This is a genomic window from Mesorhizobium sp. ORM8.1, assembly GCF_053005525.2.
This window is the reverse complement of record NZ_CM132600.1, coordinates 3,333,571-3,356,779: the sequence shown is the minus strand read 5'-3', so window position 1 is coordinate 3,356,779 and position 23,209 is coordinate 3,333,571. Positions and strand designations below refer to the sequence as shown.

At 63.0% G+C, this 23,209-nt stretch carries 18 protein-coding genes and 1 pseudogene; 12 read left to right on the top strand and 7 right to left on the bottom strand.

Going from position 1 to position 23,209, the window contains the following annotated elements; all coding sequences use genetic code 11:
* The first annotated feature begins 71 nt into the window (after positions 1-71).
* The 5 genes from exoK (at position 72) to ACVDG8_RS16865 (ending at position 5,557) form a co-directional block, all read left to right on the top strand.
* On the top strand, positions 72-965 hold the full coding sequence (exoK, locus tag ACVDG8_RS16885; RefSeq protein ID WP_447255677.1) for an endo-1,3-1,4-beta-glycanase ExoK: 894 nt from the start codon (positions 72-74) through the stop codon (positions 963-965).
* 130 nt (positions 966-1,095) lie between these two features.
* Positions 1,096-2,427, top strand: a complete 1,332-nt coding sequence (locus ACVDG8_RS16880; protein ID WP_447255676.1) for a UDP-glucose dehydrogenase family protein — start codon at positions 1,096-1,098, stop codon at positions 2,425-2,427.
* 93 nt (positions 2,428-2,520) lie between these two features.
* Positions 2,521-3,966 (top strand): GMC oxidoreductase, encoded by a 1,446-nt coding sequence (locus ACVDG8_RS16875; protein WP_447255675.1) that lies wholly within the window; start codon positions 2,521-2,523, stop codon positions 3,964-3,966.
* An 11-nt stretch (positions 3,967-3,977) separates the two neighbouring features.
* Positions 3,978-4,421: a hypothetical protein gene (locus ACVDG8_RS16870; protein WP_447255674.1), complete on the top strand. Its 444-nt coding sequence runs from the start codon at positions 3,978-3,980 to the stop codon at positions 4,419-4,421.
* A 56-nt stretch (positions 4,422-4,477) separates the two neighbouring features.
* Positions 4,478-5,557 carry a glycosyltransferase gene (locus ACVDG8_RS16865; protein ID WP_447255673.1) on the top strand — a complete coding sequence of 360 codons (1,080 nt, stop codon included), beginning with the start codon at positions 4,478-4,480 and terminating at the stop codon, positions 5,555-5,557.
* A 33-nt stretch (positions 5,558-5,590) separates the two neighbouring features.
* Here ACVDG8_RS16865 and ACVDG8_RS16860 read toward each other — a convergent pair whose 3' ends face one another.
* Both ACVDG8_RS16860 and ACVDG8_RS16855 read right to left on the bottom strand, forming a co-directional pair.
* Positions 5,591-6,613: a phosphoribosyltransferase gene (locus ACVDG8_RS16860; RefSeq protein ID WP_447255672.1), complete on the bottom strand. Its 1,023-nt coding sequence runs from the start codon at positions 6,611-6,613 to the stop codon at positions 5,591-5,593.
* A 56-nt stretch (positions 6,614-6,669) separates the two neighbouring features.
* The gene (locus ACVDG8_RS16855; protein ID WP_447255671.1) at positions 6,670-8,169 is read right to left on the bottom strand and encodes a lipopolysaccharide biosynthesis protein; all 1,500 of its coding nucleotides are present in this window, start codon (positions 8,167-8,169) and stop codon (positions 6,670-6,672) included.
* A 193-nt stretch (positions 8,170-8,362) separates the two neighbouring features.
* Here ACVDG8_RS16855 and ACVDG8_RS16850 point away from each other — a divergent pair.
* The 6 genes and pseudogenes from ACVDG8_RS16850 to ACVDG8_RS16825 form a co-directional block, all read left to right on the top strand.
* A pseudogene (locus ACVDG8_RS16850) lies at positions 8,363-9,505 on the top strand (glycosyl transferase family 1); the annotation flags it as partial.
* 54 nt (positions 9,506-9,559) lie between these two features.
* Positions 9,560-10,549 (top strand): glycosyltransferase family 2 protein, encoded by a 990-nt coding sequence (locus ACVDG8_RS16845; RefSeq protein WP_455707844.1) that lies wholly within the window; start codon positions 9,560-9,562, stop codon positions 10,547-10,549.
* Positions 10,549-11,484, top strand: coding sequence for a glycosyltransferase (locus tag ACVDG8_RS16840; RefSeq protein WP_447255669.1), 936 nt, complete (start codon positions 10,549-10,551; stop codon positions 11,482-11,484). The genes ACVDG8_RS16845 and ACVDG8_RS16840 overlap by 1 nt, the downstream gene beginning before the upstream one ends.
* Positions 11,474-12,424: a glycosyltransferase family 2 protein gene (locus ACVDG8_RS16835; RefSeq protein ID WP_447255668.1), complete on the top strand. Its 951-nt coding sequence runs from the start codon at positions 11,474-11,476 to the stop codon at positions 12,422-12,424. The genes ACVDG8_RS16840 and ACVDG8_RS16835 overlap by 11 nt, the downstream gene beginning before the upstream one ends.
* A 125-nt stretch (positions 12,425-12,549) precedes the next feature.
* A complete protein-coding gene (gene galU / locus ACVDG8_RS16830) occupies positions 12,550-13,446 on the top strand; it encodes a UTP--glucose-1-phosphate uridylyltransferase GalU (protein ID WP_447255667.1) in 897 nt (298 codons plus the stop codon).
* Positions 13,447-13,616: 170 nt separating this feature from the next.
* Complete coding sequence (locus ACVDG8_RS16825; protein ID WP_447255666.1) at positions 13,617-15,998, top strand: polysaccharide biosynthesis tyrosine autokinase; 2,382 nt, start codon at positions 13,617-13,619, stop codon at positions 15,996-15,998.
* A gap of 96 nt (positions 15,999-16,094) precedes the next feature.
* Here ACVDG8_RS16825 and ACVDG8_RS16820 read toward each other — a convergent pair whose 3' ends face one another.
* Positions 16,095-17,027, bottom strand: a complete 933-nt coding sequence (locus ACVDG8_RS16820; RefSeq protein WP_447255665.1) for a LysR family transcriptional regulator — start codon at positions 17,025-17,027, stop codon at positions 16,095-16,097.
* 159 nt (positions 17,028-17,186) lie between these two features.
* Here ACVDG8_RS16820 and ACVDG8_RS16815 point away from each other — a divergent pair, with 159 nt between their 5' ends.
* The gene (locus ACVDG8_RS16815; RefSeq protein WP_447255664.1) at positions 17,187-18,179 is read left to right on the top strand and encodes an NmrA/HSCARG family protein; all 993 of its coding nucleotides are present in this window, start codon (positions 17,187-17,189) and stop codon (positions 18,177-18,179) included.
* A gap of 78 nt (positions 18,180-18,257) precedes the next feature.
* Here the strand turns inward: ACVDG8_RS16815 and ACVDG8_RS16810 are convergent, their stop codons facing one another.
* The 4 genes from ACVDG8_RS16810 to ACVDG8_RS16795 all read right to left on the bottom strand — a co-directional run bounded on the left by ACVDG8_RS16810 (position 18,258) and on the right by ACVDG8_RS16795 (position 22,820).
* Positions 18,258-19,025, bottom strand: coding sequence for a metallophosphoesterase family protein (locus ACVDG8_RS16810; protein WP_455707792.1), 768 nt, complete (start codon positions 19,023-19,025; stop codon positions 18,258-18,260).
* A gap of 121 nt (positions 19,026-19,146) precedes the next feature.
* Complete coding sequence (locus ACVDG8_RS16805; RefSeq protein ID WP_447255662.1) at positions 19,147-20,226, bottom strand: acyltransferase family protein; 1,080 nt, start codon at positions 20,224-20,226, stop codon at positions 19,147-19,149.
* Between the two features lie 106 nt (positions 20,227-20,332).
* Positions 20,333-22,240 (bottom strand): propionyl-CoA synthetase, encoded by a 1,908-nt coding sequence (locus ACVDG8_RS16800; protein ID WP_447255661.1) that lies wholly within the window; start codon positions 22,238-22,240, stop codon positions 20,333-20,335.
* A 325-nt stretch (positions 22,241-22,565) separates the two neighbouring features.
* Entirely contained in the window at positions 22,566-22,820 is a 255-nt protein-coding gene (locus ACVDG8_RS16795; protein WP_447255660.1) for a hypothetical protein, read from the bottom strand.
* Positions 22,821-23,209 lie beyond the last annotated feature (389 nt).

Here is a 23,209-nt window from a genome sequence, read left to right as displayed (position 1 = left end):
ATCGGAATCGGCCTGTTCCAGGCAGGCCAGGGAAGACTTGGGTTGGGCGGACAACACAAGGTGAGTTTGTTATGAATGTAGATCCGAACAACACCTCCACGGCGGCGGGTTTCGATCTGTCGCGCGGCCGTTCGAACGAGCAAAAGAGCGTTTGGCTTGGCTTCGTTGGCGCAGTGCTTGCGGCTGCGGCCACATTTGCGGTGGCCCCGACTGCCGTACGCGCCGAGGAGCCTTCAACGGCGGCTGGTCCCATGCAGAGCGCGCCGTCCTTCGTCGACAATTTCTCTAATTTCGACCGTTCGCGTTGGTTCGTTTCCGACGGTTGGAGCAATGGCGCGCACCAGAACTGCACCTGGTCGAAGGACCTTGTCCGGCTTTCCGACGGCGCGCTGTCGCTCGGCTTCGAAAAACGCAAGCTGAAGGATCGCGAGTTCGCCTGCGCCGAAATCCAGACCAAGCAACGTTATGGCTATGGCGTCTACGAGGCGCGGATGAAGACCGGCACCGGCTCCGGCCTCAACGCCGCCTTCTTCACCTACATCGGCCCGCAGGACAAAAAGCCCTGGGACGAGATCGACTTCGAGGTCCTCACCAAGGATCCATCGAAAGTCCAGGTCAACAGCTATATCCAGGGCAAGCCGAAGAACGGCAAGCTCGTCGACGTCGAGGGCGGCGCCGACAAGGGCTTCAACGACTACGGCTTCGTCTGGGAAAAGAACCGGCTACGCTGGTACGTCAACGGCAAGCTGGTCAACGAAGTCACCAATCCCGATGAACTGCCGACCAACTCGCAGAAGATCTTCTTCAGCCTGTGGGGCAGTGAGAAGCTGACCAACTGGATGGGCGCCTTCGCCGATCCTGGCAACAAGGTGACCATGGAGGTCAAGCGCGTCGCTTTCACCGCCTTGGGTGAGCCGTGCCAGTTTCCGGAATCGCTGGCATGCAGCATAAACAAGAGCAACTAAGCATGATCCCCAAAAGTGGGAGCCGGTTTTGGGATAAGGTCATACGGAACATCCAGGCCGATGCGGCCTGGGGGATACCAGAATCGACCGGGCCCGTTCGCGGCCCGGCCTTGCATAGGAAGAGAACCGAATGAACTTGACGGTGTTTGGGATTGGCTATGTCGGTCTCGTCCAGGCTGCGGTGCTAGCCGAGGTTGGCCATGATGTGGTTTGCGTGGACATCGACGCGGCCAAGGTAGAGCGGCTCAACCAGGGCTTCATCCCGATTTTCGAGCCAGGCCTCGAAAGCCTCGTCAAGGAAAACCACGCCGCGGGCCGCATTCGTTTCACCACCGACGCCGTCATGGCGGTCAAGCATGGCGAGATCCAGATGATTGCCGTCGGCACCCCGCCGGGCGAGGACGGCTCGGCCGATCTCAAATATGTGCTGGCCGTCGCCGAGACCATCGGCCGTGAGATGGAGACAGCCAAGATCGTCGTCGGCAAGTCGACGGTGCCGGTCGGCACTTGCGAAAAGGTGAAGGCCAGGATCGCCGAGACGCTGAAGAAGCGCGGCCGCGAGGACCTGGGCTTCGACGTCGCCTCCAATCCGGAATTCCTCAAGGAAGGCTCGGCGGTGGCAGACTGCATGAAGCCGGACCGCATCATCGTCGGCACCTCCAGCGAGGACACCGAAATGGTGATGCGCGAGCTCTACGCGCCGTTCAACCGCAACCACGAGAAGATGATCGTGATGGACGTGCGCAGCGCCGAATTCACCAAATACGCCGCCAATTGCATGCTGGCGACCAAGATCAGCTTCATGAACGAGATGGCCAATCTGGCCGAGCAGCTCGGCGCCGACATCGAGGAGGTGCGCAAGGGCATCGGCTCGGATCCGCGCATCGGCTACCACTTCATCTATCCCGGCCTCGGCTATGGCGGCTCGTGTTTCCCCAAGGACGTGCGCGCGCTGATCAAGACCGCGGAAGGCGTCAAGTTCGACGCCAAGCTGCTGCGTGCCGTCGAGGAGCGCAACAATGCGCAGAAATCGGTGCTGTTCGACAAGGTCCATCGCTATTTCAAGGGCGCCTTGAAGGGCAAGACCTTCGCCGTCTGGGGGCTGGCCTTCAAGCCGAACACCGACGACATGCGCGAGGCGCCGGCACGCGTCCTGATGGAAGCGCTGTGGGCCGCCGGCGCCAAGGTGCAGGCCTATGATCCCGAAGCCATGCAGGAGTGCCAGGCAATCTACGGCCTGCGCGACGACCTGCTTTTGTGTGGCACCAAGGAAGCCGCTTTGCGCGGCGCCGACGCGCTGTTGATCTGCACCGAATGGAAGAGCTTCCGCGCGCCGTCCTTCGATGCGCTCAAGGACGCGCTGACCACGCCGGTCATCTTCGACGGCCGCAATCTCTACGATCCGAAAGTGATCGCGCGCTACGGCATCGAATATTTCTCGATCGGCCGGATGGCGGCGTGATGGCGATCGCCGGCCTGGAAAACCAAACCCGCCTCGGCGAACGACAACGAGGCAGACAGTGACGGTGCGCGTACCGGGAAAGGTCTCGATCTGATGGTGCTCGACGTTCGACCCGAACAAATCGCCAACGAGCATTTCGACCTCGTCGTCATCGGCTCCGGTTTCGGGTCGTCCTTCTTCCTGCACGAGTTCCTGAAGCGGCGCAAAGCCCGCGTCCTGGTGCTCGAATGGGGCCGCCACAACACGCATGAGTGGCAGCTCAATCAGAATGCCAACACCGATATCGACGACGAAAGCACCTACAAGACCGATAATGCCGACAAGCCGTGGAACTACACGATCGGTCTCGGCGGCGGCACCAATTGCTGGTTCGCCCAGACGCCGCGCTTCCACCCCAACGACTTCAAGCTGAAGAGCACCTACGGCATCGGCAACGACTGGCCCATCAGCTACGAAGAACTCGAGCCGTTCTATTGCGACGCCGAGGAGGTGATGTCGATCTCCGGCGATCCGGACATGGCGCAAATGCTGCCGCGCTCGCGGCCCTTTCCGCAGCCGCCGCATCGCATGTCGACACCCGACAGGATGATGAAGGCCGCGCAGGCGGATCAGCATTTTGTCATGCCGACCGCCCGCGCGCGGCTGGCGACGTCGCAGCGTGCTTCGTGTTGCGCCAATCTGAGATGCTGGCTCTGCCCGGCCGACGCCAAATTCACCGTCAACAACGGCCTCATGCACGTCTTCCAACACCCGGATGTCTCGGTCTGCCTCGGCGCCGAGGTGCGCCGGTTCGATCACGCCGGCGGCTCCGCCCGGTCGGTGGTGTTCATGAACAACGGCGAGGAATATAGGGTCAGCGGCGACCTCTTCGTCCTTGGCGCCAATGCCATCCAGAGCCCGGCGATCATGTTGCGCTCGGGGCTCGGCGGCGAGTTCGTCGGGCTCGGCCTGCATGAGTCCTACGGCTGGAATTTCGAGGTCTATCTCGATGGTGTCGACAATTTCGACGGCTCCACGATCACCACCGGCCTGAATTTCGGCCTCTATGACGGCCCGCATCGGGCCGAGCATGCCGCGGCACTCGTCTATTTCGAGAACCGCTGGCAGCACGGCATGCGTGCCGAGCCGGGGCGGCTGCGCCAGGTGCTGCCGCTGGTCATCGTCACCGAGAACCTGCTCGATCCTGAAAACCGCGTCGTCCTGGACGAGAACGACAACGCCTTCGTCAGCTTCAAGGGCGCATCGGACTACGCGACCAAAGGCATGGCCAAGGCGCTGGAAAGGCTGCCGGGCCTGCTCAAGCCGCTGCCGGTCGAAAGGATTTTCGACCGTGGCATCAGGCCGACCGAATCGCACGTGCAAGGCACCTTGCGCATGGGCATCGGCCCGGCTGATTCCGTGGTTGATCGCGACCTGATCCACCACCAGCTCAGGAACCTCGTCGTTGTCGGCACCAGCACCTATCCGACCTGTTCCTGCGCCAATCCGAGCCTGACCGCGGCGGCCCTGTCGTTGCGGGCGGCGGGCCGGCTGGCATGAGGGAGGGCTCGATGAAGATCACAAGACGCACGGCGCTCGCCATCGTTGCCGGCGGTGTCGCTTCGACCGGCATAGCGGCGGCGACCGTCTCCTCTTTCTCGGATGAGGATCTGGTCCGCGTCACGCTCGAAAAATATTTCGGGCCGCTCAACATGCGCATTGAGCACCTGCAGCAATTCGTTCTCGAATTCCAGAACCGCAACCCATGGATATTTCCGAGCGACAGGCTGGCCGACGTGGTGACGCTGGCCGAGACGGTGAAGCTCGGCAAGGCGCGCGATCTGCTGCCGAGGCAGAAGCGGCGCGACCTGCGCCATTTCGATCGCTGGGTCATCGCCGAGTTCCACATGCTGACCGATTATGCCTGGCGCGGTTCGCCGAACGACCCGATCCGCTTCACCGGATGGCATCCCTGCACCAACCCCTTCGCCAACCTCGACCCGCAAAGTGCCTGAAACAGTCCGCCGGACATGCTTCGGCGGCCGAACAGAAATGTGACCAGGAGCCGGATATGAGAGTGCTTTTTGCAGTCGGCAACGGATATCCCCCGCAATTCGGCGGCGGTGTCCAGTCGAGCACGCACCATTTGGCCGAGCAGTTGATCGAGCATGGGCACGAAGCCTCGGTGCTGGCTGCCTTGTTCGGCGACGGCATGTTCGGGTTCAAGGCGCGCGCCAAGATGAAGCTGTTGCGGCAGCGCGCCGTCGTCGACTGCTTTCCGGGCTACCCGGTGATACGCGCCTGGTTCCCTTGGGAAGCCGCTGCCTTCGCCGTCAAGAAGCTGCGGCCGGACGTCGCCGTCGTGCAGTGCCACCAGTCGGTTCCGCTCGGCAAGGCTCTGCAGACCGAGGGTGTACCACTGGTCGTCTATCTGAGGAATGTCGAGTTCCACGAACTGGGCGGCGATCTGCGCGAGCTGGACTCGGCGCATTACATCGCCAATTCCGAATTCACCGCCCGCTCCTATAAGCGGGAGTTCGGCATTGATTCCACCGTCATCCCGCCGACCATCAACCCGGGCGTCTACAGCACGGCGACGACTGGCGAGTTCGTTACGTTGATCAACCCTTACGAGGAAAAGGGCTTTGATCTCGCGGTGCGCATTGCCGCGGCCTGCCCGGAGATTCCTTTTCTGTTCGTCGAGAGCTGGAAGCTGGACGACGATCACCGCGCCAGGATCAATGCGACTATCGCGCCGTTCGCCAATATCAGGCTGGAAAACCGCACCAACGACATGAAGACGGTCTATGGCCGCACCAAAATCCTGCTTGCGCCGAGCAAGTGGGAAGAGGCGTGGGGACGCGTCGCCTCCGAGGCCCATTGCAGCGGGATCCCTGTCGTCGGCTCACGGCGCGGCGGTCTGCCCGAAGCGATCGGCTCCGGCGGCGTGGTACTGGACTACGATGCGCCGCTCGCCGACTGGGTCGCGACGCTCAAGCGGCTGTGGAACGACAAAAAGGAGTATGAGCGGGTCTCGTCCGCCGCTCGCAGCTTCTCGGAGCGTCCGGAACTCGATCCCGACCGTCAGTTCGCCACCTTTTTCGGCCTGCTCGACAATGCAGCGCGGAAGCGTCAACGGCGCGCTGCTTAAAGTTTATGTAAGATTTTACTTACGCAGATCGCCTTATGCCGGGCGCTTGACGCGGTTCTTCAGCATTTCGTAGCCGCGCTCGCCAAGCAGGGTGCGCGCGGCTGCTTTGACGACCTGCTTGCGCCCATCGGGCGAATTCACCTGGCGCAGACGCGCCGGCAAGTTGCGTACCGCCTGTTCGAGAGCCGGCAGCGACAGCGCGTCGGGGAAGCTGACGATGTTGGTCTCGACGCACAGCACCGGCTTGCCCGACAGCCTGGCGATCTTGAGCGCCTGCTCGTGCTCGCTCTCGATGAACAGGATGGCGTCGGACTTGCGGTAGAACTCCGCCTTGAAGCTGCCATGCGCGCCAAGCCGCTGCCGCTCTGCCTTGCTAGGCAGGTCGAGCATGATCAGTTGGTCGTAACTGATCTCGTGTTTGGCGAGCCAGGCCTCGGTCAGCTTGCGGTATTTCTCCAGCCGGCTCGTCACCAGCCAGCCGATCTTGCGCGTCGGTCCGAGCAACGGCCGCGCGGTGGCGAGAAATTTCTCGTAGGCCGGACCGTCGTCATTTTCGTCCTCGGTCGGATCGAGACAGAGCACGCCATCAATGTCGACGCAGCATTGCTCGAGGAAGATGTGGTGCATGAAGTTCCACTGGAACATGCGCGGATGCGGCACGACGTCGAGGACGATGTCGGTCCCCTGGTGCTCCGGCTGAAGCCCAAACACCGCGGCATAGATGAAATCGCCCGCGATCCCGGCAGCGGTGATCTTGTCGCGCGCATCGCGCATGGCGTTGCCGCCGGAGACGCTGTCGTCGATCACCAGGATCTTGCGCATCTCGGAATGCTGACGGTCGAGCGCTGCGCGCCGCTTGGTGATGCCGGACGTGTAGATTTTACCGGCAAGGAAGCTGTCGAGATCGGTCATCGGGATGTTGGCCGTCAGGCTGACCAGCGTCGCCGCCAGGATGCCGCTTCTCGGCACGCCGACCACCAGGTCGATGTCGCGCGGCAGCCGGTGCAGGTTGCGCAGGATGGCGTCGTTCATGTCTGAGATCGAGCGGTAATTCATCGTGTCGCCTTACCTTCAAAAATCAGCGGTTTTGCGGCTTGCTGGCAAGAGCAAGCTCATTTCGCCTCGCTTGGCGCGGCCGGGAAGCCGCCGCGCGCCGGGATCAGCTTCAAAGCCTCCCGCAGTGCCTCGCGACCGGCGCTGAAAGCCAGCGCAACGACGATGGTGATGGCGTAAGCAAGCATTGCCCCGCTTGCCAGCGCCACTACCGGCTGCGCCGGCAGCATCGGTTTGGCGAACCAGATCAGGGCAAGCGCCAGATGCGCGCCAAGCACGAAGGGCGTTGCCGCGTGAAGTATGTGGCCGGCCTTGAGCGGCCCGGCCTTGCCAACATAGAGCCACAGGAACGGTGTCCTCAGATACTCGCTGATCGCATAGGCGACCGCGACGCCGAGCGCGCCGTAAGGCAGGCCGATGGCGAATGCCAACACCGAGGTCACCGCCGTGACGATGCCCCAGCGCATGAAATCGCCGGAACGACCCTGGCTGACGAACAGCCATCCGGCCGGATTGTTGAGCGGCTGTAACAGGCCGGCAAAGCCGAGCGCGAAAAAGATCGCCGCGCTCTGCCGCCATTGCTCGCCGAGCACGAAGGGGATCAGCGTGTCCGACATGGCGGTGGCGAAGGCAACCCCGGGCAGCGCCACCAGCAGGATCAGCGGCATGACGCGCAGATAGGCGCTGCGGTAGCGATCCGGCTCGTCCTTCAGTCGCGACAATGCCGGCACCATGACCTTGGAAAGCGGGTTGGTGATCTGGCTGAGCGGGAACAGAAGCAGCTTGTAGGCACGGTCGTAGAGGCCGAGCTGCGCCTCGCCCCAATATTTGCCGATCAGCACATTATCGAGGTTGCGGGCGAAGAAATTGGCGAAGTTGAAGCCGGTGATGCCGGCGCCGAAATGGATCAGCTGGCCGATGCCGTCGACCTTGCGCGGCAGGCCGGGGCGCCAGCGCGAGGATGCCCAATAACAGATCGTCGGCAGCACCGCGCCGGTCAGCGTGCCGGCGAAAAGCGCCCAATAGGAGCGGTCGATGAAAGTCCAGGCGATCGAGACGGCAAGGCCGGCGACGGCGCTGGCGACGTCGATGACGGCCAGCCGCGAGAATTCCATGCGTCGCGTCAAAAGCGCCAGATGCTGCGCGCCGAGGCCGTATGCCATGATCTGCAGGCCGAAGGCGGCGACCAGCCCCGTGACGCGCGGCTCGCTGTAGAAAGCGGCGACCAGCGGTGCAGTACCCGCGAGCACGCAGGCCAGCGCCGCGCTGACCGCCGCGTTGATCCAGAACAGGGTGTTGACCTCTTCATGCCGAATGCCGGTCTTCTGGATCGTCGCCTGGGTCAGGCCGAAATCCTGGAACAGCGCAATAAAGGCAAGCACTGGCGCGCACATCGCCACGACGCCGAAATCCTGTGGCGACAGTAGCCGCGACAGCACGATGACGGAGATCATCTGGGTCGCCACCCGCACGCCTTGCGCCATGGCGGTGACGACGGCGCCTCGCCCGACAGACTTGCGCAGGGAGCCCTCGGGCGGATCGAATGCACTGGTTTCCAAATTAGGATTCCTGATCTTAGCACCGCCCGACATCGTCGCGACCGGCGCCCACCGCCACGGACAAACTACCGCAAGAAGTTTTTGCAGTGCAACAAAAAACGTGCCGCGCTTGCTACGCCGCACCAAAAATGTTGCGATGCAGCAAAACCTGTACTAGCATCCCAGATGGGTGGGCCAACAGCGGTCGAGTTGCATGCTGCATGTCTTGTACCTTGTGCATGACGTTTCCGACCCGGCGGTTCGCCGGAGGGTTCAAATGCTCAAGGCAGGCGGCGCCAGGGTCACCCTGGCGGGATTCCGCCGCACCACCAGTCCGGTCGCCGAGATCGAAGGCGTCGAGCCTGTCGACCTCGGCGCGACGCGCGACGGCCGATTCGCGCAACGCATCGGCGCTGTCGCCAAAGCCGCCATGTCGATCGGCGCGAAGCTTGGCCCTGTGGCAAGGCCCGATCTCATCATCGCGCGCAATCTCGAGATGCTGGCGCTTGCCCGCCGCGCCAACGGCGCTTTGGGGCAGGACGTGCCGATCGTCTATGAATGCCTGGACATCCACCGCCTGGTGCTGCGCAACGATTTTGTCGGCCGGACGCTGCGCGGCGCCGAGCGCCATCTCGCCCGCGACGTGAAGTTGCTGGTGACCAGTTCGCCGGCCTTCATCGCCAATTATTTCGAGCCATTCGGGCAGATCGACGCGCCTGTCGAGTTGATCGAGAACAAATATTTCGACACCGCGCCAATCGCGGCGGACGCGTTTTTCGAGGAAGACAGCCCGGTGGCGCCGCCGTGGCGCATCGGCTGGTTCGGCGCGCTGCGTTGCCGCCGTTCGCTGAAATTGCTGGCTGACTTCACCCGTCGCCAGAACGGGCGCTTCGAGGTCGTGCTGCGCGGCCGCCCGGCGCTGTCCGAATTCCCGGATTTCCATGGCTTCGTCGACGCTGAGCCATGGCTTTCCTTCCGCGGGCCCTATCGCAACCCGGAGGACATGGCGGCGATCTACCGCGAGGTGCATTTTTCCTGGGCGATCGATTTCTTCGAGGCCGGCCAGAATTCCGAATGGCTGCTTCCCAACCGCCTTTATGAGGGCTGCCGCTTCGGCGCCGTGCCGATTTCGATGGCCGGCACCGAAACGGGACGCTTCCTGAAGGAGCAGGATATCGGCGTGCTTTTGCCGGAAGCCACACCCGATGGCCTTGAAGCGATGCTCGGCCGGATGGATCAGGAGCGGTTTCGCGAGCTGAAGTCGCGGGTGCTTGGCCGCAATCCGCGAACCTGGAGCTACGACCGCAGCGATTGTCTGGCCTTTGTCGACAAGCTGCGCGGCCTTGCCGCGACCCCGCTATTTTCGCGGCCGGAGCGGCGGCTTGATATGACTCAAGAGGGACAAAAGCCGATGACCGATGCCGCTGCATCGACCCTGATCGTCATCCCGTGCCTCAATGAGGCGACGCATATTGGCGCGCTGCTCGAGCAGTTGCGGCCGGCGGCGGCAAGGCTTGGCGCCCGCATTGTCGTTGCCGATGGCGGCAGCGTCGACGGCACGCAAGCCATCGTCGAAAAATTCGTGGCCAAGGACCCTCGGGTCGTCCTGCTCGCCAATCCAAAGCGCCTGCAAAGCGCGGCGATCAATCTCGCGGTGGCAACCTTCGGCGATGGCGCCGATTATATCATTCGCATCGATGCGCATGGCGGTTATCCGGCCGACTATTGCGACAGGCTGGTCGAGGAGGCCCTTGCGACCGGCGCTGATTCGGTCGTCGTCTCGATGCTCACCAGCGGCACCGGCGCGGTCCAAAAAGCTGTTGCGGCGGCGCAGAATTCCAAGCTCGGCACCGGCGGCTCGAAACATCGCCACATGTCGGAGGGCGAATGGGTCGATCACGGCCATCACGCGCTGATGCGCATCGCCGCCTTCCGGGATGTCGGCGGCTATGACGAGAGTTTCAGCCACAATGAGGATGCCGAGCTCGACTACCGCTTGCGCCGTTCCGGCTACCGCATCTGGATGAGCGGCAGGACGCAGATGGTCTACTATCCGCGCTCGACGCTGAAGAGCCTCTATTTCCAGTATCTTGGCTATGGCCGCGGCCGGGCCAAGAACGTGCTGAAACACCGCATGGTGCCGAAAGTCCGCCAGATGATCCCGCTCTTGGTCGCGCCGGTGGTGCTGCTTGCGCTGTTTTCCTTCGTCCATTGGCTGGCTGCCGTGCCTTTCCTTTTGTGGGCCGCCGTGTGCCTCGGCTACGGCGCGGTCACCGCGATAGGCCAGCGCAATCCGGGCCTCGCCCTTATCGGCGTGTCGGCCATGGTCATGCATTTCGGCTGGTCGGTCGGATTCTGGCAGCAGCTTCTGCTGGGTCGGTCCCAGCGCAAGGTGGCGTGATGGCCGGCCGTTCGATCGATATCTGCATCTGCACGTTCCGCCGGCCGGAACTGGCCGACACGCTGCGCTCCATCGCCGTCCTGGAAAAGCCCGCCGGCTTCGAAATCGGCGTCGTCATTGCCGACAACGACGATGCGCCGACGGCGCAGGAAATGGTGAAGACGCTGGCGCGGGACTTGAAACTGCCGATCCGTTATCGCCATGCGCCGGCGCGCAACATCTCGGTCGCCCGCAACGCTTGCCTCGATGCCAGCGTTTCGGATTTCGTCGCCTTCATCGACGATGACGAGACGGCTTCCGCCGGCTGGCTCGTCGAGCTGATGGCGACCGCCGACGCCAACGGCGCCACCGCGGTGCTCGGCCCGGTCCGGGCCCATTATCGCCAGGATGCGCCGGCCTGGATGCGCAAGGGCGATTTCCATTCGACCTTGCCGGTCTGGGTGCGCGGCGAGATCCGCACCGGCTACACTTGCAATGTCCTGTTGAGGATGGCGGACGCCAGCCTGCGTGGCCGGCGCTTCAGCCTGGCGCGCGGGCAGACCGGCGGCGAGGACACCGAATTTTTCGACCAGATGGTGAAGGCCGGCGGCCGAATCGCCTTCGCGCCGGATGCCTTTGTCGATGAGGTCGTGCCACGCGCCAGGGCCGCTTTCGACTGGTTGCGCCGCCGCCGCTTCCGCTTTGGCCAGACGCACGGCCATCTGATCGGAAACAATGCCGGCGGCTTTCGTCGTATCGGCCAGGTCGGCCTCGCTTCCGCCAAGGCCGCCTATTGCTTCGGCATGGCTGTTGTGACCGCCGTCAGCCCGGTTCGCCGGAACCGCAGCGTGCTGCGCGGCATTATGCATGTCGGTGTCATCAGCGGCTTGGTCGGGGTCCGCGAAATCCGCCAGTACGGCCTTGCGCCGCGGGAAGGGGACAAGCGTGCAGCCTGACGTCAGCTTCGTCATCGCGGCCTACAATGCCGAGGCGACCCTCGACCGGGCGATCGCCGGCGCTGTCGCGCAGCGCGGCGTCACGGTCGAGATCATCGTCGTCGACGATCAGTCACGCGACCGCACGCTTGAGCTCGCTCGCGCCTATCCCGAAGACGTCGTGAAGGTGGTCGCGCTGCCCGCCAACAGGGGCCCGGGCGGCGCCCGCAATGCCGGCCTCGACCTGGCGCGTGGACGCTGGGTGGCGGTGCTCGATTCCGACGACGCCGTGCTGCCCGACCGCCTGGCGACGATGATCGCCCGCGCCGAAGCTCAGGGCGCCGAAATCGCGGTCGACAATGTCCAGGTCGTACGCGAGGACGGCACGCCAGACGACGTCATGTTCCCGGCCGGCTATCTGGAGGGCTTACGTGAAATCTCGCTGGCCGATTACATCGCCGGCAATCTGGTCTTCGAATCCCGCTTCAACCTCGGCTATCTGAAGCCGATCTTCCGGCGCCGGTTCCTCGACGAAAACCGCCTGCGCTACGACGAGAAACTGCGCATCGGCGAGGACTACATTCTACTGGCGAGCGCGCTGGCAAAGGGCGGCGGCTGCGTCGTCGAGCCGACCGTCGGCTATATCTATCACATCCGCACGGGCTCGATTTCACGCGTGCTCGAACTGCACCATGTCGAGGCAATGACCCGCGCCGACGCGGCCTTTGCCGCGGCGCATAGGATGGACGACAGGGCCAAGGCCGCCTTTGCCTTGCGCGGCCGCAGCCTGCGCAAGGCGGCGTCGTTCCTGTCGTTGGTTCAGCACATCAAGGCGCGCGCGCCGCTCAAGGCGATCGGCGCGGCACTCAGGGATCCGGCCGCGGTCAGGCATATGGGAATGCCGATCGCGGCCCGGCTGCGAAGGGTTACGGCACGATTTGCCGTGGGGGTGGGGAGATGAAGCATGCGGGCGATTTTCTAGGGCATGATCCCAAAAAGCGGGAACCGGATTTCGGGAAAGATCATGCTCCAACAATGAATTAGCCGGCGATAGGTAGAAATCTTTTCTCTCAGAAGGAATAGCAGATGCAGAAAGTCAGGAAGGCAGTCATCCCGGTGGCGGGGCTCGGAACGCGGTTTCTGCCGGCGACCAAGTCGATGCCGAAGGAAATGCTTCCCGTTGTCGACAAGCCTGTCGTGCAATACGCCGTCGACGAGGCGTTCGAGGCCGGCATCGAGCACATCGTCTTCGTCACCGGTCGCAACAAGGCGGTCATCGAGGACTATTTCGACCTGCATCCTGAATTGATCGGCACGCTGGAACAGACCGGCAAGAAGGCCCAGCTTGAGTCGCTGGAAAGCCTGCTGCCAGAGGCCGGCGCCACCAGCTTCATCCGCCAGCAGTCGCCGCAGGGTCTCGGTCATGCCGTATGGTGCGCCCGCGACGTGATCGGCAACGAACCCTTCGCGCTGCTGCTTCCCGACATGGTGTCGTTTGGCGGACGCGGCTGCCTTGCCGAGACGGTCGATCTCTATCAACGCACCGGCGGCAATGTCATCGCCGTCGAGCGTTGCGATCCGTCCGAGACCAGCAAATACGGCATCGTTGGCCGCGGCGCCGAAGTGGGCTCGGGTTTCGAGGTGACATCCATGGTCGAAAAGCCCGCGCCCGCCAACGCCCCGTCGAACTTCTACATCAACGGCCGCTATGTGCTGCAGCCGGAAATCTTCGCGCTGCTCGGCAACCAGCAGCGCGGCGCCGGCAACGAGATCCAGCTCACCGACGCCATGGTGCGCCTGGCTCAGAGCCAGCCTTTCTACGCCCAGCCTTTCGAAGGCCGCATGTTCGACTGCGGCTCCAAGGAAGGCTTCATTGAGGCCACTATCGCCTTCGCTTTGTCGCGCGACGACATGAAGGGACCAGTCCTGGAAATGCTGCAGCAATTCGTGCGGTCGCATGAGCGCCGGGAAGTAGCCGCATAATGCCCATGTTTTGGGTGCATATGCGAAATTGCGATGGCGCGGCAGCCACGCCGGTGCGCTCGAGCCTCCGGGCCTAGCGCGCTCCTGGCGTTAATGTCGCGCGGTCTTTTCTGGTCATGACGCCGATCTACCAAGGCCGATAGCGCCTGCAACCTGGAATTGGACCGAAGATGAACTACGCCAACTTCCCCCTCGACAAGAGGATGCCATTGCCCAGCGCCGATCAGGAAAAGGGTGAAGACTTCATCGACGTCGAGCGTCTGCTTGGCATGGCCTCCAGACAAGCCAAGGTGGTGGCGGTTTGCGCCATGATCGGGTTGTTCCTGGGCGTGATTTATCTGCAGACCACGCCCAAGCAATATACGTCGGTCGCCGGCGTCCTGATCGACGAGGGCCTGAACAAGGTGGTCGACGACATTTCGGCGGCCTCGGCTACCATGCAGACCGACTCTTCGATGCTCAGCCAGATCGAAATCCTGACCTCGGCGCGGCTGGCCTCGGTGGTGGTCGACAAGCTCAAGCTCGACCAGAACCCGGCCTTCATGAATCCGCCTGAGTCGGCGCTGGTCAAGGGCATCGGTTTCCTGCGCGGCGCGATCGGCTATTTCCGCGGCAGCTCTGCTGACCAGATCCCCGGCATGGAAAATGTCGACGAAGCGACGCGCGAGGCCATGATCAAGACGGCGACGCACGACTACGCCGTGCTGAAGCTGCAAAGCGAGGTGCTGGCGCAGCGCAACGGCCGCAGCTATGTGATTTCCATCGGCTACCAGGCGGCCGATCCTGCTTTGGCCACGGCCATCACCAAGGCCTATGCCGACGCCTATCTCGCCGACCAGCTCAACGCCAGCTTCGACGCCACCGAGCGGGCGGCCGTCTGGCTGCAGGGCAGGTTGTCGGAGCTTCGCCAAAGCTCGCAGGAAGCGGCGCTTGCCGTGGAAAAGTTCCGGGCCGAGCACGGGCTGTCCGCCAACAGCGACGGCCAGCTGATGAGCGACAAGCAGCTCTCCGACCTCAATGCCCAGCTGATCGTGGCGCAGGCCGACACGGCGCGCGCCAGCGCCCGCTATCAGCAATACAAGGCGATCGTCGACAGCGGCTCGGAAAGCGCCTTCAACGATTCCGCGATCGGCGCCGACCAGCCGAGCAGCTCGGTCATCATCGCACTCAAGACGCGCTATCTCGCCATCGCCAAGCGATTGCAGGATGTCGAGACGAATTTCGGTAAGGATCATCCGCAGGCGATAGCCTTGGCCAAGGAAAAGTCGGACGTCTCGGCGCAGATCTTCGGCCAGTTGAAGCAGCTTACCGAAAGCTACCGCAACGACTATGAGGTCGCGCAGGCGCGCGAGACCGCGATGCGCGAGAAGATCAGCACCGCCGCCGGCAAGAGCTCGATCGACAACCAGTCGCAGGTCAAGCTGAAGGAACTCGACCAGCAGGCGCAGGCGCTCACCACGCTCTACCAGACCTTCCTCAGCCGTTACGAGGAAGCCTCGCAGCAGCAGTCCTTCCCGGTCGGCAAGGTCCGCATCATTTCGGACGCGACGATGCCGCTTGCCGCTTCCAGCCCGCGTACCTTGCGTGTGGTGGCGCTCTCGCTGGTGCTGGGCTTGATGCTTGGCGCCGGCTTCGGCGGCCTCAATGAGTTCAACGAGCGCTTCTTCAGGACGGGCGAGGACATTCGCGACCGCGTCGGCCTGAAATTCCTCGGCTATCTGCCCACCATCGGCGGCGGTAAGGCCAAGGATGCCAAGCCCGACGACCTGCCCGCCGACGGCAAGGTCGCCAGCCTCTCGGCCGCCGAGAAACGGGCTCGCATGCGCGTCAGCATCGACGCGCCGGCCTCGATGTTCTCCGAGACGCTGCGCAACGCCAAGATCGCTTTCGATGTGGTGATGGAAGATCGCAACAGCCGGGTGATCGGCGTCATCTCGGTGCTGCCTGGCGAAGGCAAGTCGACGGTTGCGGCCAACCTTGCCGGCCTGCTTGCCGCCAATGGCGCCAAGACACTGCTGATCGACGGCGATCTGCGCAATCCCGGCCTCAGCCGCAGCCTTGGCATGGAAGCCGAGCAAGGGTTGATGGAAGCGGTGGTCAACGGACAGACCTGGCAGTCGGTCGGCAAGGTCGACCGCCAGACGAAGCTTGCCATCATTCCCGCTGTGTTGCGCGGTCAGTTCTCGCACACCAGCGAGCTGCTGGGCTCCGCCGGCATGCGGCGCTTCGTCGAGAACGCCAAGGAGACGTTCGAGTACATCATCGTCGACCTGCCGCCGCTCGGGCCCGTTGTCGATGCCAAGGCCTTCGCGCCATTGGTCGACGGCTTCGTGATGGTCACCGAATGGGGCCGCACGCCGCGCGCCATGGTGCGCTCGCTGCTGGAAGCCGAACCCTATATCGCCAACAAGATCGTTGGCGCGGTGCTCAACAAGGTCGACCTGAAGAAGCTGGCGAAATACGGCTCGCTCGGTGGCTCGGAAAGGTTCTTCGACCGCTACTCGACCTACTATCTGGAAAAGTCGGAAGCGCGCGCCAAACAGGCGGCCTGAAGCAATCCGGGAAAACTGTGAAACGGTTTTTCCGTACCGGCGCCCGCCAGTACCAAAGGACAGCGGTTCTGCATTTCGATGAAATGGCGAACCCGTCTATCGGTGAGCATCGCGCGTCCGAGACGAGGATTGGCGAGCGACAAGCGAGACGATAGCCTCACGGATCCAGCGCTGGCCGCTGTGTCCGTGACCGCGCTCATGCCACACCATTCCCACCGCAAAGCCTTCAACGGGAAATGGACACTCCATCACTTCGAGCTTGGCCGCAGAGCCACGCACCAGCCGCTCCGGGACCAGCGCGACGAAATCCGAATTGGACACGATCTCCGGGACGAACAGGAACGAAGCCGCGGAGAGCACCACCTCACGCTTATGTCCGAGAGCAGCCAAGGCGCTGTCCACCGGCGTTATGAAGCCGCCGCCGTCCAAGGATACGACCACCTGCTCCAACCGAGCAAATTCAGCGACCGTGATTCCTTCCCGCAGCCGCGGATGCTTCCGGCGGCCGATGAGCACATAGCGCTCATCGAACAGATGTCGGGTGCGAAGACTTGGCGGGGCGGCTTGCGGCGTCATCAGCGCTAGATCCACATCGCCGCGCGCCATCTGCGGCTCCAACTGCGCTACGTCCAGATTGCGTATCGCGATGCGAACACCGGGCGCTCGCGCCCTGAGTTCCACAGCGAGCGGCTTGATCAGCGCAGCTTGCAGATAGTCTGTACAAGCGATTGCGAAGGTCAGCTTGGCCTTCGCTGGATCGAAGTTCCGATGCGAGGTGAGCGTGGCGCGAGCCTGATCAAGGGCTTGGCGCAACGGATCGAGCAGCTCCATCGCTTTGACTGTCGGCGTCATCCCTCGCTGGCCGGGAATCAGCAGTTGGTCGCCGAACGCTTGCCTGAGACGGTTGAGCTGGGCGCTCACCGCTGGCTGGCTCAGATGCAGTCGGGCAGCCGCCTTCGTGACGTTGCGCTCGATCAGCAGCGTTTCCAGCGTAACCAACAGATTGAGATCCAGACGCTTGGTATCCATGAAATGGATAGTAGCTGAAAATTTTTACGATTTCAAAAATAGCGTGGAGCAGCCGACACTTGTTGCCGAAGCCAGAACGTTAGGGCGCGCCCTTTGGCAAGCCCGCCGTGGGCGTCTATCGGGGCGGACGCGGTTTCGCCCTCAAACCAGGATGCCAGCATGAGCCAGGCCAATACTTCCAAACCTCTGATCACCGTTGTCGGGGCTTCGAGCAAGCAGGGCCGCAGCGTCGCCAGCTCCTTGCTCGACAGCGGGCGCTACCGCGTACGCGCCCTGACGCGCCGTCTCGACAGCCAGCCAGCGCAAGCCCTGGCGAAGAAGGGTGCGGAAGTCGTGGTGGCGCCCCTTGAACTCGGCAGGCAGGCCGAACTGACCGAGGCACTGAAAGGCTCGGCCGGCGCGTTCTTGATGACGCCGCCCATCGTCAAGGTGCCGCCGGCGGAGCCCGAGCTTGATCTCGGCAAGGAGCTGGCCGATGCGGCGGTGGCCGCCGGCGTCGAACACGTGGTCTTCAGCGGGCTTGAAAATGTCGAAGCGATCACCGGCGGCACTAAGTGGGCGCCGCATTTCACGGACAAGGCAAAGATCGAGGATTACATTCGCGGCTTACCCGTCCGCAGCTCGTTTGTGTACCTGGCGTTTTATTACACCAACTTCCTGGAGTACTACGTGCCGCGGGGTGGGGAGGACGGCATAACGTTCGCCATGTACTTGCCGCCGGATATTCCCATGCCTTTCTGCGACCCGCTCACCGCGGCCGGCCCGGCGGTGCGCGAGATCTTCGATCACCCGGCGCGGTACACCGGCAAAATCCTGCCGGTGATTGGCGAGTTTATCTCGGCGCGGCAAATGGTGGATACGTTTGTACGCGTCACTGGAAGGCGCGCGCGCTATGCCTCTGCATATTCGCGCGAAGACTTGCTGCGTCACTTTCCGGGTTTCGCCGGCAACGAGCATCTCGTGCGCGAGTTGGTGGGCATGGTCGAATACGCGGTCGAATATGGCTACTACGCCCCCGAGCGCGATCTGACCTGGAGTCGGAAGATCGATCCGAATGCTCTGACCTGGGAACAGTTCCTCAAGCGCAGCCAATGGAAAGGCGACCTGCTGTCCTATGGCGCCGCCGCCGAGGCCGGGCTTGCGCAGACCTGAGAGCGGAGAAGCTGCCGCCGCCGCCGTGTGATGGCGTCGCAGCAGTGTTTCGCCATGCGGAGTCCACGACGCTCTTCCTTAATTTTCCGACGACAGCAGCCGGCCGTATTTGCCGACGATCCTGAGCGCGGTCAGCCGTCCCGTCCGGAAGGCGCCGGTATCGATATCGACGCGGCGTCCGTCACGCAGTGGGGCGTCCACGATCGTGTGTCCGTGCACCACCCAGCGGTCGAGACGGTGCGCCGCCTGGAAAAACGCCTCGCGGATGTTGAGCAAATCGTCTTCGTCCTGTGCCTCGAGTGTGACGCCGGGCCTGATGCCTGCATGCACGAAGACGAATTGCTCCGAGCAGACCATGATCGGCAGCGTGCGCAGGAAGTCGACATGGCTGGCCGGAATAGCCTCGCGGATGCGCGCGTCGATCTCGCCTGAAGCATAGAGGCTGGCGAGGCGACCGGGGTCGACACCGTAGGAGAACAGCGTCTCGCGTCCGCCATAGCCGAGCCAGGGTTCGCGCGACAGATAGCCGTCGAGATAGTTGAGCAGCGCCACCTCGTGGTTTCCGGCAAGGCAGACGCGCAGGAAGCCTTTCGGAGCCGGCGCCATCAGGTGTTCGATCACGCGCCGAGAGTTCGGTCCGCGGTCGATATAGTCGCCGAGCATGATGATGACCTTGCGGCCGCGGAACTGCTGCGCGTCCAGCACGATCTTTTGCTCGAGCGCGCGCAGCTCGTCATGGCAGCCATGCACGTCGCCGATCGCGTAGACCACGGTGTCGCGCATTTCGATGACGAGCCGTTCACGCGGCGCGGCGCGGGGTCGTCTCGATCGCTGGAACAGGTTCACGGATTGAGGCTCGGATGTTCGCATTGGGACTGCGCCTCGATATCATGTGGAATGCAAACAATTCCACACCGCGACAACGCGCCGCCCCTGATGGCGCGACAATTGCCCGACGGGCGGACGCTCAGGCGGCCTTCAGCCGGTAGCGGAACAGCGTGTGGTCCAGAAGCAGCCGGATGCGCGGCTCCGCCTCGGCTGCGATCAGCCAGCTCGCAGCGATCATCGCTGCGCCGACGATCGGGATCGCGGCAAGATAGGGCAAGCCGGCCCGCATCAGCGCGCCCAGCATCGCCGCCCCGACGACGTCATGGATGAGGTAAAGCGGATAGGTCATCAGCCCGATGCGACGCCAGCCGCTCCAGGAGAGGTCGAGGCGCAGCGACCATGCCATCAACGCGATCGCAGTCAGGAAGACGACGATCGGCGGCGCATAGGGCATCACGGTCTCGACCTTGATGCTGTGCACATCGACCGAGCTGGCGATCTGCAGCGCGCCACCGAAGAGAAACAGTCCGCAGAAGGCGAGGCGCGGCATGGTCAGTGCCTTGAAGCGCATCAGCCAGATCAGCACGCCGACGGCGAAGAAGGCGCCATGATGCACCAGCGTCAGCTGCAGCCAGCGCGTTTCGGCGAGATCGGTCAGGCCGAAGGCGAAATAGGCGCACCAGAACAACGTGCTGACGAGGCCGATGACGATGGCGATGCTTTCCATCAGGTCGAACCGACCGAGCCGCAGCAGGATCCAGACGATGGCGTAGAAGGCGATCTCGATACCGAGCGTCCAATAGACGCTGTCCACCCAAGGATCGAAGGGGACGAACAGGCCTGTGCGGATAAGCCGGATCACGGCGTCCGTCGGCCAGGACAGGCCGACCATGAGCAGCACGATCGCCGAGATTGGCGCGCAGACCCAGACCGCGGGCACCAGCCGTCTGAAACGCGCTTCGAAGAATTTGAGCGGCGTCGACTTCTCGGCGCTGAAGGCGATGACGAAACCGCTGATGACGAAGAACACCTGCACGCCGACCCAGCCGGAGCCGACAAAACCCATTTCGGGATGCGCCGGAATGCCGCCGGTGGCGCGCGCCGAAATGCCGTCGGGAAACGCCCAGACCCAGAAGCCATAGTGATAGAACATCACCATGACGGCAGCCAGGAAACGCAATATGTCGACACCGCCGAATGTCGTTTTGTGCTGAGCCATGCCGTGCCTTCGGAATGGCCCCCCACACGATGTTTAGGGGCTATTGCTGCATCGCACAACAGCCGATCGCACTGCGGGATGAATTCAGCGGCGGCGCCGCGCCGACCTACACCCCGATGCCACGGCCCTTCAGCACGGCGGTGATCTCGTCGAGAATCACGGGATCGTCGATGGTTGCCGGCATTGCCCAGTCTTCCTTGTCGGCGATCTTCTGCATCGTGCCGCGCAGGATCTTGCCGGAGCGGGTCTTCGGCAGACGTTTGATCGTCACCACCGTCTTGAAGGCTGCGACCGGGCCGATGCGCTCGCGCACCAGTCCAACCACCTCGTTTTCAATAATGTCGGTATCGCGCGACACGCCCGCATTGAGCACGACGAAACCGAGCGGGATTTGGCCCTTCATCGCATCGGCGATGCCGATCACGGCGCATTCGGCGACATCGGGATGCGCGGCCAGCACCTCTTCCATGGCGCCGGTCGAGAGCCGATGTCCCGCGACATTGATGATGTCGTCGGTGCGGGCCATGACATAAAGGTAGCCCTCCTCGTCCATCAGGCCGGCGTCCGCCGTCTTGTAGAAGCCGGGGAACTCCTCGAGATAAGCCTGGCGGAAACGGGCATCGGCGTTCCACAGCGTCGGCAGGCAGCCCGCCGGCAACGGCAGCTTCACCACGACGTTGCCCAGCGTGCCGCGCGGCACCTCATGGCCGGCATCGTCGAGGATGCGGATGTCGTAGCCAGGCATCGGCACGCCGGGCGAGCCGTATTTCACCGGCAGCAGCCCGAGCCCGGCCGGATTGATGGTCATCGGCGAGCCGGTCTCGGTCTGCCACCAATGGTCGACGACCGGACGCTCAAGCTTCTGCTCCGCCCATTTGATGGTTTCGGGATCGGCGCGCTCGCCGGCAAGGAACAGCGTGCGGAACTTCGACAAATCGTATTTCGGCACGAACTCGCCCTGGGGATCCTGTCCCTTGATGGCGCGGAAGGCGGTCGGCGCGGTGAACAGCGCCACCACGCCATGCTGCGCAATCACCCGCCAATAGGTGCCGGCATCCGGCGTACCGACAGGCTTGCCTTCGAACATCACGCTGGTCGCGCCATGCAGCAGCGGCCCATAGACGATGTAGGAGTGGCCGACCACCCAGCCGACATCGGAAGCCGCCCAGAACACTTCGCCGGGCTTCACGCCGAACTCGTTGTCCATCGTCCATTTCAGCGCGACCATATGGCCGCCATTGTCGCGCACGATGCCTTTCGGCTGGCCGGTCGTGCCGGAGGTGTAGATGATGTAGAGCGGATCGGTGGCGAGCACCGGCACGCAGTCGACATTGGCGCCGGCCGCGCGTTCGCGGGCCACCGCGTCGGCATAGTCGAAATCGTAATTGTCTTTCATCTCGCAGCGCAGTTGCTCGCGCTGCAGGATGAGGCAGGCGTCGGGCTTGTGCTTCGATATCTCGATCGCCTTGTCCAGCAGCGGCTTGTAGGCGACGACGCGCCCGGGCTCCAGGCCGCAGGAGGCGGTGATGATCAGCTTCGGCTTGGCGTCGTCGATGCGTGTGGCGAGCTCGTGCGAGGCAAAGCCGCCGAACACCACCGAATGCACGGCGCCCAGCCTCGCGCAGGCGAGCATGGCGATCGCCGCTTCCGCCACCATCGGCATGTAGATGATGACGCGGTCGCCTTTGCCGATACCGCGATGCCTGAGCACCGAGGCCAGCGCGATCACCTCGCGCTTCAGTTCGGCATAGGTAAATTCTTTGACCGTGCCGGTGATGGCGCTGTCATGGATCAGCGCCAGCTGGTCGGCCCGTCCGCCCGCCACGTGGCGGTCAAGGGCGTTGTAGCAGGTGTTGCAGGTGGCGCCGACGAACCAGCGGCCATAGACCCCAGCACTCGGATCGAAGGTGGTTTCGGCCGGCGAATACCAGTCGATTGCCTTTGCCGCCTCGGCCCAGAATCCTACGGGGTCGCGTTTCCAGCCCGCATAGACTTCATGGTAGCGTGAGGCCATTCATTCCTCCCAGGAACATTTCGTTGCCTGGGAGCAGCCTTAAGCCGGTTTTGCCGTCCACGCCACCGGCAAACGCCGCTTCCGGACGAAGCGCCATCAGGCCACCTGAAATGCAACTCGCTTAAAGCGGCAATGCCGCCAGCATCAGCCCCACGCCGCCGGCAATCAGAATAGCGGCAGCCAGTGCCTTCCGATGGCGTTCGAACGCCGTCGGAGCCCGTTCCCAATTGTAACGCATATACGATCAACTCCCCAAAGCCCGGCGGAGTCATAGCTTACTCAAGGGAAGGATGGCAAGTCGAGCGAAAGTCGATAGTGGGTCAGTTTACGCGTTACGCCGGCAATGGCCGCTGGCGTGACCGACAAACTTTGGGAGATTGGCGACATCGTTGCGCTGATCGAGGCGAAAGAAGCCGACCAGCCGGTAGTGCGCGGTCCCTATAGAAAGCGCGAGAAAACTGCTATAGCATAGAGGCATAAGCGCGACGAAAGCGGACCAAAAGTGAAGAAACGACCACAGCAATTCAACTTCCGCAACATTGTTGTTTACATTTGCAGCGCGATCATCATTCCACTTCAAGTCGGTTTCCCCTTCTTCCCGACTTGGTTTAGGCCATACCGATTTCCTTTTATGGTCGTCATATTCGCCTTCGGCGCCGCTATGATATTGATATACAACAAACTAAAATTTGGGCTCTTCCTACCTGGCCCACCAAAGGCATGATCCCCAGCCGTTCGGGGAAATTTCAAACTGACCCACTACCGAACGTCCGTCGTCTTGACAGCCTGCACAGCCAGCCGTCATCCTCCTGATGTGGATTGTCTATCGGGGGTTTCGATGAAGAAAACTTGCGAAAAGCCGAAATTGGTCAAGCGAGAGCGCCTATCGAGCGTCGTTGCCGGTCTAAGTGGCTCGGTCGGACCGAAAGGCTGAAGACATCAGGTCTGCCTGGGGACTGTGTCTTCGTT

Coding starts and splice junctions, on each gene's coding strand:
- exoK (WP_447255677.1), top strand. CDS start 72: ATGAATGTAGATCCGAACAACACCTCCACGGCGGCGGGTTTCGATCTG.
- ACVDG8_RS16880 (WP_447255676.1), top strand. CDS start 1,096: ATGAACTTGACGGTGTTTGGGATTGGCTATGTCGGTCTCGTCCAGGCT.
- ACVDG8_RS16875 (WP_447255675.1), top strand. CDS start 2,521: ATGGTGCTCGACGTTCGACCCGAACAAATCGCCAACGAGCATTTCGAC.
- ACVDG8_RS16870 (WP_447255674.1), top strand. CDS start 3,978: ATGAAGATCACAAGACGCACGGCGCTCGCCATCGTTGCCGGCGGTGTC.
- ACVDG8_RS16865 (WP_447255673.1), top strand. CDS start 4,478: ATGAGAGTGCTTTTTGCAGTCGGCAACGGATATCCCCCGCAATTCGGC.
- ACVDG8_RS16860 (WP_447255672.1), bottom strand. CDS start 6,613: ATGAATTACCGCTCGATCTCAGACATGAACGACGCCATCCTGCGCAAC.
- ACVDG8_RS16845 (WP_455707844.1), top strand. CDS start 9,560: ATGACCGATGCCGCTGCATCGACCCTGATCGTCATCCCGTGCCTCAAT.
- ACVDG8_RS16840 (WP_447255669.1), top strand. CDS start 10,549: ATGGCCGGCCGTTCGATCGATATCTGCATCTGCACGTTCCGCCGGCCG.
- galU (WP_447255667.1), top strand. CDS start 12,550: ATGCAGAAAGTCAGGAAGGCAGTCATCCCGGTGGCGGGGCTCGGAACG.
- ACVDG8_RS16825 (WP_447255666.1), top strand. CDS start 13,617: ATGAACTACGCCAACTTCCCCCTCGACAAGAGGATGCCATTGCCCAGC.
- ACVDG8_RS16820 (WP_447255665.1), bottom strand. CDS start 17,027: ATGGATACCAAGCGTCTGGATCTCAATCTGTTGGTTACGCTGGAAACG.
- ACVDG8_RS16815 (WP_447255664.1), top strand. CDS start 17,187: ATGAGCCAGGCCAATACTTCCAAACCTCTGATCACCGTTGTCGGGGCT.
- ACVDG8_RS16805 (WP_447255662.1), bottom strand. CDS start 20,226: ATGGCTCAGCACAAAACGACATTCGGCGGTGTCGACATATTGCGTTTC.
- ACVDG8_RS16800 (WP_447255661.1), bottom strand. CDS start 22,240: ATGGCCTCACGCTACCATGAAGTCTATGCGGGCTGGAAACGCGACCCC.